The sequence below is a fragment of the Colwellia echini genome (assembly GCF_002843355.2).
In the GTDB taxonomy this organism is placed as follows: domain Bacteria; phylum Pseudomonadota; class Gammaproteobacteria; order Enterobacterales; family Alteromonadaceae; genus Colwellia; species Colwellia echini.
The window spans coordinates 16,272-28,931 of record NZ_PJAI02000028.1; the positions used below are offsets into that span (position 1 = coordinate 16,272).

Genomic DNA, 12,660 nt, shown 5'->3' on the forward strand with positions numbered 1-12,660 from the left:
GTACCCTGAATATAAAAGTACTCTGAATATAACTATGGTAAACATATATAACGTCATGAAAAAAATAATTAATACCCAAGTTAACAGCTCATTCTACAAATTACTTTCTGCGTTATTATTCATCAGTGTGTTAAATGCATGTAGCTCTGGTCGTTATGCGGATAAACATGACAGCACCCCCACCCGTTTACCTAACCAAGCCGAACAAAAAGATGCGATTGCCCGTGCCGAGCCACACAGCCGTGGCGGCAATAAAGATTATCAAGTGTTTGGTAAACCATACAAAGTAATGAACTCTGCTCAAGGTTTTCAACAAACTGGTACCGCCTCATGGTATGGCAACAAATTTCATGGTCATTACACTTCAAATGGTGAAATTTATGATATGTATACGATGAGCGCCGCACACAAAAACTTGCCATTACCTACTTATGTAAAAGTCACTAATACTGCTAATAATAAATCAGTAATTGTACGTGTTAATGATCGAGGTCCTTTCCATGAGTCTCGTATTATTGACTTATCTTATAGCGCAGCTTATAAGCTCGATATGCTAAAAACAGGTACCGCCGAAGTGCATATTGAGGCCATTACAGAGTTTGATCTAAAAACTGGCCTTGTTAAGCTACCCAGCGATGACTCACTTTTACCTGAAGCCAATTCAACCGTTATAAACAATGAAGTGTCTATTGCGGTAAATGATACAGGTACCACACCAAATGAACTTATTACTGTTACAAGCATGGGTATCGCTACACCTTATATACAAGTACTTGCAACGAGTAATAAGCAACTCGCAATAGAAACAGCAGAGCAATTAACAAGCCTTTATAAACAAGCAACAAGTTATCCTGAGCAAGATGGGCTATATCGCATTCAAATAGGCCCGATAAATGATCTAACCACTTTAAACACCTTGTTATCTGCTTTAAAAGAAAATGGTTATCCTAACGCTTACCCGCGCAGTTCTACCCGTTAACGGTATAATTAACGCTGAACTGAGTATAAATCAATCTCAATTAAGCTTAATTGAGATTGATTTACTACATCTCCCCAAGCTGATCTTATATTCTATTAATGGCTAATATTGTTTGACGATGTGCCGTGATAAAGGAAATTGTTACACTTTAAACAACTTTTATCCGCAATTTATCAGACGATATTAACAATATCTTTTTTTGACCATAGCCAAGACTTTTAGAGATGTTATACTTTCGCCTAGTTGATTTTCCTAAACTGCGAACCCATGACAGATACTATGACTAAAAATATAAAATTTTCTAGCGCCACCACTTCAACAAGTCAAAGCGCAAACAAGCTAACTTCCTTTTTCAGTGGAGCATTCTTTAGCGCAGCAATGGTTAGTGCTGCAATACTACTTTCACCAGCTTCGCATGCGCTTTCTATTATTCCTGAACCACCACAAATTAACGCCAAAGGGTACATCTTAATTGATTACACCACTGGTAAGGTTATCGCAGAAGAAAACGCTGATGTTTTATTAGCGCCAGCGAGTTTAACCAAAATAATGACCAGTTATATCATTGGTAAAGAGCTTGAAAACGGCAATATAAGTAATGATGATAAAGTACTCATCAGTGAACGAGCCTGGGCAAAAAAATTCCCTGACTCATCAAAAATGTTTATTGAAGTAGGCACTGAAGTACCGGTGAGTTTATTAAACCAAGGGATAATAGTCGCCTCAGGTAACGATGCTTGTGTTGCTATGGCTGAGCATATTGCCGGGAGTGAAAGTGCTTTTGCTGATTTAATGAATGCTCATGCTCAGCAACTAGGTATGACAAGCAGTTTCTTTGAAAACAGCCACGGTTTAGATAGTTCTTCACACATGACAACGCCAAGAGATATGGCAACACTCGCTATTGCTCTTATTCGTGAAGTCCCTGAAGAATATGCTATTTATAAACAAAAATCATTTACTTACAACAACATCAAACAATATAACCGTAACGGCTTACTATGGGATAAAAGTTTAAATGTAGACGGTATGAAAACAGGTCACACCTCTAATGCAGGTTACAGCTTGGTTACCTCTGCTACCAAAGACGATATGCGTTTAGTTACCGTTGTTATGGGTACTTCTAGCGAACGAGCTAGAAAGGTAGAGAGCAAAAAATTATTAAATTATGGCTTCCGTTTTTTCGAAACGATTACCCCGTATAAAGCCGGAGAAAAATTTATTACCAACCGTATTTGGATGGGCGATAAAGAAAACGTTGATTTAGGTATTATTTCAAATACCACTATTACAATTCCTCGTGGTCAACGCAAAGATTTAAAAGCTAATTTTGAGTTAAATCAAACATTAACTGCGCCTTTAGCAAAAGGCGCTGTGGTAGGCACACTATTCTTACAATTAGGTGATGAAGATATCGCTCAATACCCATTGGTTACTTTAGAAGAAGTAAACGAGGGTAGTTTATTTAGTCGCGCAGTAGATTATGTTAAATTGCAATTTGCTGATTAATATTACGCAAACTGAATAAAATGTGTAAAGCCTCATTATTTATAGATTAATGAGGCTTTTTTGTTTTTATACTTTCATTCTTATTTATATTTGTATAGTGGAGATTCAACAAAATAATATCAGCCGTTAACGTTTAATGATAAAATACTGCCCAAAGTTTTAACCTAGCTCAAAAAAGAAGTAATCTATGAAAACCCATTTTGACGAATTATTAGATTTTCCTACCGTACTAAACTTTAAAGTAATGGGCATTGCCTGTGACGAATTACCAGATCTTATAATAGCGGAGCTACAAAAGCATACGCCTGGTGATTATGTGCCAAAAATAAAGCCAAGTTCAAAAGGCACTTATCATGCAGTGTCTATTGCGGTAACGGTTACCAGTAAAGAGCACATTGAAAAAGTTTATAAAACGTTAACAGCTATCGAAGAAGTACGTTACGTTTTATAAAGCGACTTTAACTTTTATAAATAATTTCAAATTGACGAGGTTAACCTAGTGCTCTCAAGCTCAACCATAGAGAAAGAAGCTATCAACATAGCTGATTCATTAGTGATCCGACAATTAAATACCATGGATTACAGCCAAGTTTGGCAAGCCATGAAGGACTTTACCGATAACCGGGATGACGCTACAGCCGATGAACTTTGGTTAGTAGAACATCATCCGGTCTTTACCCAAGGGCAAGCAGGTAAAGCTGAGCATTTACTTGTCCCTGGTGATATTGAAGTAGTAAAAGTAGATCGTGGTGGTCAAGTGACTTATCACGGCCCAGGCCAATTAGTGATATACGTACTAATCAATCTACGTCGTAAAAAACTAGGCGTTAGGCAATTAGTCACCTTGATAGAAGACAGTATAGTCTCAACACTTGCTGAGTTTGCTATAACTGCTTACCCAAAAGCTGACGCTCCTGGCGTTTATATTGACGAGAAAAAAGTTGCCTCACTAGGGTTACGTATACGTAAAGGTTGCTCTTTTCATGGTTTAGCCATGAATGTAAATATGGATTTATCCCCTTTTCTACGCATCAACCCTTGCGGTTATGCTGGTTTAGAAATGGTTCAAACTGCAGATTTACAAGGTCCACAAGATATAGCTAGTGCTAGTAACGCATTAGTAAAACATTTAACAAACTTACTTGAAGCTACTAATATTAGCTATCATACTGGTTTACCAAACGAGATTAACACGCATCATGAGTAGTGATTTAACCACTGAAAATAAAACGGCCGATCGTGCTGCTGGCGAAAAATTTCGCGATGCAGACAAATTAGCTCATATTCCAATTAAAGTAGTTAGCTCAACTAAAGCGACTATGCTACGTAAACCTGATTGGTTACGTATTAAATTACCTCGCTCTAGCGACAAAATAGAAAGCATTAAGGCTAATTTACGTAAAAACAATCTGCATTCGGTATGTGAAGAAGCCTCATGCCCTAACCTTTCAGAATGTTTTAACCACGGTACAGCTACCTTTATGATTTTAGGTGATTTATGTACTCGTCGTTGTCCGTTTTGTGATGTTGGTCATGGTCGTCCATTACCACCAAACCCAGATGAGCCAAAAAAACTAGCCGATAGCTTAAAAGACATGGGCTTAAAATACGTAGTAATTACCTCAGTAGACAGAGATGATTTACGTGATGGCGGTGCTCAACAATTTGCTGATTGTGTAAAAGAGTTAGCTGAGCAAGCACCAAACACTAAAGTAGAAATTTTAGTACCCGATTTCCGTGGCCGTATGGACCGAGCGCTTGAGATATTAAATCAACATCCGCCACACGTATTTAACCACAATATGGAAAACGTTCCGCGCCTTTATACTAAAGTTCGCCCAGGTGCTAACTACCAATGGTCTTTAGATTTACTGAAAAAATTTGGTGAAGCGAATCCTACGGTAGCAACTAAATCAGGCTTAATGGTTGGCTTAGGTGAAACTAACGAAGAAATATTAGAAGTGATGCAAGATTTACGTGACCATGGGGTAACCATGTTAACGATTGGTCAGTACTTACAACCAAGTAAAGATCATCTTGCGGTTGAGCGTTACGTTCACCCTGATGATTTTGCTATGTTTGAACGAGAAGCTAAAAAAATGGGCTTTGCCCATGCTGCTTGTGGACCACTTGTTCGTTCTAGCTACCATGCCGATAAACAGGCTGCTGGTGAAGAAGTTAAGTAATTTAACGTTTATATAATCTGATTTATAAAGACCAGTCATTGTACTGGTCTTTTTATTTATAGCGTAAATTTACGAGCGTAAGGTAAGTGTAATTAACACAACACCATGATCGGTACTTTCACCATCTCTATCAAAAATAGGGTTAATTAAATGTCTATCATAAGTGTGATAATCACTCACTTCATAAAGACTGTCGTGATAACTAGCATCAAAATCACATGATAATAAAATATAATCAAGTACTGAATTGGTGGCGCCAAAGTAATGGGTAGGGTTACGTAAAACGTTTTCACTTTGATTCGGATCAGAAGCGTTAGTAAGCTTTTCGTTTAGCTGTTGTTCAGCTAGCAGGCAACCATCTGCCTGACTTTCATTTATATAGTCAGTTTTAACCGTTTTTACGGTTTGATATAAATCCCACGAATCTTGTAAGCAATACTTAGCAAGGTATGCATCTCGATCAATCGTTGATACAAATCGTAAGGTGTTAGTCAGTAAATGCGTTAATACACCATCAACCAAGGTATTATTAAAATCTCCCATTAATAGCATCGGGTTATTACTTTGTTCACGGCGAGCTATCATTTCTACCATTAATAACGCGGCTTCACTACCACGCTGTATAGTTGAGCCCCAGCCGCCGGCAACTTGTGCTTTTAATGTTTCGATAATTATTTGTTCAGGTGATAACTTTTCCCCGTTTTCAGCAAGGCAAGCTTCATCTATTTCAATCATGGTTCGCTTTGACTTAAAGTGCACGACATAACAATCACACTTACCAAGGTGAGGTACGTCAATCGTTGCTCTTATCACTTTTCGGCTAAACGAAAAATCACTACTTAAACCTAAAGTTTGCACAAGTGCCATATTAGCTTTTATCGCTTCGCATTCAACGATAGGGAAACGAGAGGCGATGCCGACAACAGGACGAGAATAAATAAAATCATCAACTACTTGTGGCTCATCAACAACAGCAAAATGTTCATAACCCTGTTCAGCGACTAATTCTTTTAAAGAATCAGGGCTAAAAACTTCTTGAAAACCAATAATATCGGGTTGGTATTCAGCCAAGTAATCACGTATCCAGTTTTGTTTTTTATGCCATTGTTCGGCACTATAAATACGTTCAAATTCATAGCACGCATTAGGCGGCTCAAGATAATTAAATAAATTGAAGGTAGCAATTTTGAGTTGAGAATCTGATATTGCATCACTTTGCGCTGAAGAGTTATTATGTGTAATAGTAATAATTTAGCCTGTGTTTGCTGAGTTGACTGACGTTAACCAATATTAAACATGGTATTTCTTTAATATTTTATACAAATATTATTTATTAAGTATGAATAAATGGTTTTATTCTAAAGTATAAATTAGTAGCAGAACATTGAAAGCCTACTACTAAATTGTGCGATAAAATAACTATTAGCGTTTGTTTTTACGCCCTCGACCACGAGCTGCCTTTTTAGCTTCTCGGGCGGCAATACGCTTTTCTTCAAGCTCTGCAAAGTGAGTGTTTTCGGCATCAATCATCTCAGGTAATTCAAAAGAGAGTGCCCCCAATGTTTTATCTCGAATTTCATTAATTAAAATAACTGCTGCTTTATGTAAATCAACTCTTCCGCCACTTTTAACACAACCTCGCTTTCTGCCGATTGCTTCAATTAAGTCTTCTTCATGCTCAGGTAGCTCACTCAGTTTATAACGCTCCATTACTCGTTCTGGATAAGCATTTAATAAATATTCAGCTGCAAAGTAAGCAATGTCATCGTGATCAAAGGCCGTATCTTTTACCGCGCCAGAAACAGCTAAACGATATCCTGAGTTTTCGTTAGCAATTTTAGGCCACAACATGCCAGGCGTATCATACAGATATAAACCTTCTTCTAAACGTATACGTTGTTGCCCTTTTGTAACCGCAGGCTCATTACCTACTTTTGCTTTAGCTTTACCTACAAGGGTGTTAAGTAATGTTGATTTACCTACATTAGGGATACCAACAATAACAGCATTTATCTGCTTACCGTCTTGATCTTTATTTGGCACTAACTTGCGAATTAGCTGCACTAAGTTTTTAGCTACGGCTGGATTATCCGTTGTTAAGGCTATCGCTTTTACATTATGTTGAGACTCTAAATAATCTAACCAAACTTTAGTGATATCAGGATCTGCCAAGTCACTTTTATTGAGAATTTTTATGAGCGGTTTATCGCCTCTGATCTCAGTTATCATAGGGTTTTCACTACTAAAAGGTAAGCGCGCATCACACACCTCAATCACCACATCTATTTGCGGTAATATCTCTTTAATTTCTTTTTGCGCTTTGTGCATGTGACCAGGAAACCAGTTAATCGCCATGAAAATCCTAACTTAACTAAAAGGGTAAATTATAATGCGATGATTTTAACAAGCTTTGAGGCAAAGTGGCAGGCATTTATATTTTATAGGTTTATAAATAATACTAAACGAGTGCTTCACAAAAAATAATTTTAATCACACAAATCCAAGTCCGATAAGGCTTAGAAAACATACGAAAACTTTCGGATTAAAAAATAGTCAATTTAAGAGTTTTTGCTCGAAAAATAATCAAGTATTATGCATTTCACTTTACTGTAACTAAAATGTAAACATATGGTAATAAAAAAGTATCAGTTACTTATATAGGCGCTACAGTAAAGATGCTCATACGGATATATGTGTTTCAAAGCTGCTCATTAATTCAATACGGACGAAATAATGAACTGAAACCAAAATAATAATAACTTTTAATAATATACATATAACGAGTGAATAAAATGAAATTAAAAACAACACTAAGTTTAGTTGCAATGGCTTTACTACCAGCAATTGCAAATGCGGCAACGTTTGTCATGGAAAAAAATAATACTAGTTATTCTATTGATGGTAACGGTGGTGCTATTCAAGGCCAGCAACTTTATCTTTGGAATACAAATACTAGCAATGTGAATCAACAATGGGTTCAAATTAGTCATGGTAACAGCTATTACTCTTATAAAAAACAAGGTACTAATTTATGTTGGGACGGAGGTAGTGGTGGTGCAAAGCGCCAGCCAGTTACGTTAGAAACATGTGATACTAGTAACCAAGATCAACATTGGAAAAAAGTAAAAGTTATCTCAGGAACAGAGATATATCGTTTTGAAAAACGCAATGCATCAGGCTACTCAATTGATGGTAATGGTGGCGCTAGTAAACGACAATCCCTTTACTTATGGAGCTCAAATGACACCAATGTAAATCAGCAATGGGATCTTATTCGTACCGATACGGGCACGGTTACACCGACTCCTACACCGACCCCGACTCCTACCCCCACTCCTACGCCCACACCAACTCCTACACCTGGTTCGGCAACTTACCCGCATGAATTAATGGAAAATTACGATCAATGGAAAATTACTTACCCTGATGGTGTTGAAGACAAAACATTATATAAAGCGGAAAATGAGTACTTCTATATCAACGATGACAAAAACGGTATTGTATTTAAAGCACCTGTTAGATCAAGCAATGGTACAACACCAAACTCAAGTTATATTCGCTCAGAGCTTCGTGAACGTAAAGAAGACGGTAGCGCAGATATTTATTGGACTACGAGCGGAACCCACGTAGTTTATGCTAAGCAAGCCATTACTCATTTACCAATAGTTAAAGATCACTTGGTTGCTACGCAAATTCATGGCAATAAAGACGACGGTATTGATGATGCCATGGTTTTAAGACTGGAAGGTTCTCATTTGTTCTTAAGTTTCAACGGCGGTAAATTACGAAGTGACTTAACCATCAAAACTAATTATTCATTAGGCAAAGTACACGAGATTATTTTTGAAGTGGTTAATGGCAAGCATTACGCCTATTACAGTGAAGATGGAAATCTTAAGAGTGCTTTTGCTTCAGGCAATGCTGACCAATACTTAGTGAAAGATGGCTCTAACGATTATGTAATGAATAAGAGTTATGGCGAAGCTTATTTTAAAATAGGTAATTACACACAAAGTAACGCTGATGAAGAAGGCAGCCAAACAGGTAAGTCGAATAACTATGGTGAAGTAATAGTATACGACTTCTATGTTGATCATGATTAATGAATAACTAATTCAACATACGGCTTAAATATAGCGCTTAAATATAGCGTTTTAATATAATGAAAAGCAGCTCGTTCGAGCTGCTTTTTTGTATTTAGAACATAAGTTAAACTATTTTATACCAAGTTCAGATTCTTTGCCTAAATGTGATGAGTCTTCACAGCTATTACGGCAAAGTTAAATTAATACCTTTAGCCATATACAAGTCGTCGTATTGTAAGCCGCCATTACCATACGGTTTTTTATGAGGCCCGGTATTACAATTCATTAAAAAGTAAATTAACGGCAGTTCGCGCTTCTTTCTAAATTGCGCCCCTTCATACACCAAAGTTTGCTCACTAAACTCACCACCTTTAACGTACACATCATAACTTTGCCCACCATTTGCAACGGTGTCATTATTGACAACAGTCCAAATATCGTACCACTGCCCTTCTACAAGCGGCTTAGCAGAACGTTTTTCTGCAAAATTTTGCACATTACTGTAACCATTATCAGTTTTAACCATTAATGCGCCATCATTTTTTAAACCGCTCGACTCCGCTTTATCGGTTACTCTAAGGGTTGGTTCAAAAGCATCGTAACCTAAGGTTTCAATATCTTGAGGTGATTGATTACTTATACCAAAAGCATGATTATTAGGAAAGTACTCGACATTAATGCGGCTAAAAAAGGTATAAGTTTCACCTACATTTACACTAGTAGGCAGCGCTTTATAAGTTAACGCTTTGCGGTTACCTACTAAACCATCTTTCGCCGGTTTTTTAATCATGTATTGATTGTTGGTTTCTGCTTTTAGCTCGGTAACTTGTGGGTTTTCAGTATAAGGGATTGTGTTATTGGCGGTATCTGCTTTAGTCCAACCGTGTAATGAAGTTTGTTCAAAAGTATCAATGGCGATCCAGCTATTTGATTTATTCACCTTAGGCGTACTACAACTAGTAAGTAACAAAGCTATTATTGACGTTGATAATAATGTGCAGCTTTTTCCTAACATTGCTTTTCTAATATGCATTCAAGATTCCTCTATAATCATTATTTGACGAGCTTATAATTAACTTATAGTTAGAATAAAGTCATCATGACTGTGATTAGTCACTATTTTTACTAGCTAACAAGCGAAGTATTACTGATAATACTCGTTATTAACCATTTTAATTAATTTATTTTATCACACAAAAGTTGCTAATCGTTTATGAGTAAAAAATTCTACGTTATTTGGAAAGGTGCTAAAACAGGTATATTTAATACATGGCCTGAAGTTCAACAACATACCGCAGGCAGAAGCGACGCGCAATACATGGGCTTTGAATCAAAAAATGATGCTGAAGCTGCCTTTGCTTCTACTTATACCAAAGCGCTAATGCAACGTTCATTGAGCAAAAAAGGCGGCGCAAGTGCGGCTCCTTCCTCAAGTCGTAAATCATCAAGTAAAGCTTCGACTAAAACAGCAACTGTTAGTGCTAATGGCCCAAGCGATATAGAGATTTATTGTGATGGAGCTTGTTCACCAAACCCGGGTAAATCGGGCACGGGGTTAGCTGTTTATGAACACGGTAAAGTCACTTCATTGTATTATGGTTTATATTTAGCAAATGGCACCAATAACACTGCTGAATTAAGCGGCTTATTATCTTCATTTCAAATTGCCCAACACTTTATTGACAAAAATGCTAAGCAAGGCAGTGAATACAGCATTTGCATTTTGTCTGATTCAAAATACTCTATCGACTGTATCACCAAATGGGCAAAAGGTTGGCAAGCAAAAGGTTGGACACGCGGTAAAGGTGAAGAAGTTAAAAACCTTGCCTTGGTACAACAATGTTACTCGCTATATAAAACTATTCAGTCAAAAATCACCATTCGTCACGTTAAAGGGCATGCTAATATTGAAGGAAATGAATTAGCGGATAGAATGGCTGTACTTGCGAGAAAGCAGCAACAAGAAAGTATGATCAGATATGCTGAAGTTATAGATATCAAAGCGATCCTTGCCATGGAGTCAGCTTAATCTTAAATTTTAACTAGATGTAATATAACTAGGTTAACCGATTTTAATGTGTTGGTTTAGATCACTCTATTTAATTTGATTCGTTCAAGTATGTTCAAAGTAGCCAATTTGACTAAGTTAATATGCTAATAAATATTTTTATAACCCTTGCTTTGTTACTGATAACCGCACTGATACTTTCTCGTGTGTTCAGCTTACCGAGAAATATTTGGCTGTTATTTCTTTCACAGCCGTTAGTTATGTCATCAGCGCCTATCATTGTTTTTATTGGCGGTATTTTGTCGAGTAAAATGGCGAGCGATCCTTCCTTAGCTACCTTACCTATTACCTTAATGATTCTAGGTGTTGCCGCAGGCTCTATTCCTGCTGCAATGTTAGCTAAAAATAAAGGCCGTAAATTTGCTGTTTATAGTGGTTTTTCTTGTTCATTAATTGCTGCATGTACGGCGATGATTGCCGCTAAAATAGCAAGTTTTGAACTATTCACATCTGCTAGTTTACTGTTTGGTATTGGCAGTGCATTTACTCAACAACTGCGCTTTGCTGCTATTGAAAGTAGTATAACCCAAGAAGATATACCCAAAATATTATCACTCTTAATGTTAAGTGGAGTGTTCGCAGCTTTTTTAGGTCCCGAAGTTGCGTTAGTGGGTAAAGAGTTACTAAGTTCACCGCATGGTTATGCGGGGTCTTTTTTATTACTCATTATATTGATCCTCTGCTCTGGAGGAATAATGACATTTTTTACAAACCCACCACTTAAAGAGAATGAAGAAAATGGTGAAGCCCGGTCTTTAAAAATCATTGTTAAACAGCCTATTTTTTTAATCTCTGTTTGTACCGCCACTATCGGTTTTGCGCTAATGAGTTATTTAATGACTGCAACGCCTATTAGTATGCATCAGATGCACGGACACGATTTACAATCAACCAAGTGGGTTATTCAAAGCCATATTGCTGCTATGTATATTCCTTCGCTATTTACTCCCTGGTTAGTTAAGTATCTAAAATTAAAAGGCTTAATGTTCATCGGTACACTAATTTATACGATTGTCGCACTTATTGCGTTATCAGGTCATGAAGTGATGCATTATTGGTGGGCGTTAATTTTACTTGGCATCGGCTGGAACTTCTTATTCTTAACGGGAACTTCCTTATTGCCGCAGAGTTATCAGGCAAGTGAGCGCCATAAAGTACAAGCAACAAACGACTTTATACTCTTTGGTTTTCAAGCTATAGGCTCATTATTAGCAGGTTGGTTGTTATTTACTGCGGGTTGGCACTGGGTAGTTATCACTAGTTTACCATTTATTGCCATATTGTTTATGGTGTTTACTCACTATCATTATTATCAAAAGAAACTCATATGTAAAACGCTAGATCAAAGCGATTAATTGGAATAGCTATAATGAGAGATACTTTACAGAATTTGTCATATAACCGTTAAATAATAGGACGTTAATCAATGAAACTTATCATGAAAACTGAGTTTGATAATTTAAGACTAAATCCGCTACATGATTATGAAACGGATAGTAACGGTGAAAAACAAGTCGTGAAAATTTACTGTGGTGAGTTATTAATTGCCAAAAAATTAAAGCAAAAAAAGTCACTTAGATTTTTTGGCGTTAACGGTTATGAAAAATACTTAACTAAAGATGATGTTAGTTAACCTGGGCTCGGGATAATAAAGGTAAGTAGAATAATAATATCAATCACTTAGAAGTTTACCTCTACAATAGTTTTAATTATTCCTATCTTGTCCTACGAATAATTAAGGCTGTTGTAGCATTTTGCTTATCCCGAACTCAGGTTAATTAATTCGTCAGAAGGAGTTGGTTTAAACCCCCGTCTTTAGACGGGATAGCTTTC

Annotated in this window: 12 protein-coding genes; 9 read left to right on the forward strand and 3 right to left on the reverse strand. The window is 36.9% G+C overall.

The window, feature by feature from the left end; translation table 11 throughout:
• The first annotated feature begins 55 nt into the window (after positions 1–55).
• From CWS31_RS16020 to lipA, 5 genes are all read left to right on the forward strand, one after another.
• Positions 56–979 (forward strand): septal ring lytic transglycosylase RlpA family protein, encoded by a 924-nt coding sequence (locus CWS31_RS16020; protein ID WP_101343097.1) that lies wholly within the window; start codon positions 56–58, stop codon positions 977–979.
• A gap of 378 nt (positions 980–1,357) precedes the next feature.
• Positions 1,358–2,488: a serine hydrolase gene (locus tag CWS31_RS16025; protein WP_101343111.1), complete on the forward strand. Its 1,131-nt coding sequence runs from the start codon at positions 1,358–1,360 to the stop codon at positions 2,486–2,488.
• Between the two features lie 187 nt (positions 2,489–2,675).
• On the forward strand, positions 2,676–2,939 hold the full coding sequence (gene ybeD / locus CWS31_RS16030; RefSeq protein WP_101343098.1) for a DUF493 family protein YbeD: 264 nt from the start codon (positions 2,676–2,678) through the stop codon (positions 2,937–2,939).
• A gap of 123 nt (positions 2,940–3,062) precedes the next feature.
• Positions 3,063–3,695, forward strand: a complete 633-nt coding sequence (gene lipB / locus CWS31_RS16035; RefSeq protein ID WP_246143578.1) for a lipoyl(octanoyl) transferase LipB — start codon at positions 3,063–3,065, stop codon at positions 3,693–3,695.
• Positions 3,688–4,674: a lipoyl synthase gene (gene lipA / locus CWS31_RS16040; protein ID WP_101343099.1), complete on the forward strand. Its 987-nt coding sequence runs from the start codon at positions 3,688–3,690 to the stop codon at positions 4,672–4,674. Before lipB ends, lipA begins: the two co-directional genes overlap by 8 nt.
• A gap of 69 nt (positions 4,675–4,743) precedes the next feature.
• Here the strand turns inward: lipA and CWS31_RS16045 are convergent, their stop codons facing one another.
• On the reverse strand, positions 4,744–5,859 hold the full coding sequence (locus CWS31_RS16045) for an endonuclease/exonuclease/phosphatase family protein (protein ID WP_101343100.1): 1,116 nt from the start codon (positions 5,857–5,859) through the stop codon (positions 4,744–4,746).
• 237 nt (positions 5,860–6,096) lie between these two features.
• Entirely contained in the window at positions 6,097–7,029 is a 933-nt protein-coding gene (gene ylqF, locus CWS31_RS16050; RefSeq protein WP_101343101.1) for a ribosome biogenesis GTPase YlqF, read from the reverse strand.
• A 437-nt stretch (positions 7,030–7,466) separates the two neighbouring features.
• On the opposite strand from ylqF, the gene CWS31_RS17965 reads away from it, so the two are divergent.
• Positions 7,467–8,777: a polysaccharide lyase family 7 protein gene (locus tag CWS31_RS17965; RefSeq protein ID WP_101343102.1), complete on the forward strand. Its 1,311-nt coding sequence runs from the start codon at positions 7,467–7,469 to the stop codon at positions 8,775–8,777.
• A gap of 166 nt (positions 8,778–8,943) precedes the next feature.
• Here CWS31_RS17965 and CWS31_RS16060 read toward each other — a convergent pair whose 3' ends face one another.
• Positions 8,944–9,792, reverse strand: a complete 849-nt coding sequence (locus tag CWS31_RS16060; RefSeq protein WP_425457534.1) for a hypothetical protein — start codon at positions 9,790–9,792, stop codon at positions 8,944–8,946.
• A 180-nt stretch (positions 9,793–9,972) separates the two neighbouring features.
• On the opposite strand from CWS31_RS16060, the gene CWS31_RS16065 reads away from it, so the two are divergent.
• From CWS31_RS16065 to CWS31_RS16075, 3 genes are all read left to right on the forward strand, one after another.
• Positions 9,973–10,788, forward strand: coding sequence for a ribonuclease H family protein (locus CWS31_RS16065; protein WP_101343103.1), 816 nt, complete (start codon positions 9,973–9,975; stop codon positions 10,786–10,788).
• Positions 10,789–11,027: 239 nt separating this feature from the next.
• Entirely contained in the window at positions 11,028–12,182 is a 1,155-nt protein-coding gene (locus CWS31_RS16070; protein ID WP_246143576.1) for an MFS transporter, read from the forward strand.
• A gap of 71 nt (positions 12,183–12,253) precedes the next feature.
• Complete coding sequence (locus CWS31_RS16075; RefSeq protein WP_101343105.1) at positions 12,254–12,460, forward strand: hypothetical protein; 207 nt, start codon at positions 12,254–12,256, stop codon at positions 12,458–12,460.
• The last annotated feature ends 200 nt before the right edge of the window (positions 12,461–12,660 follow it).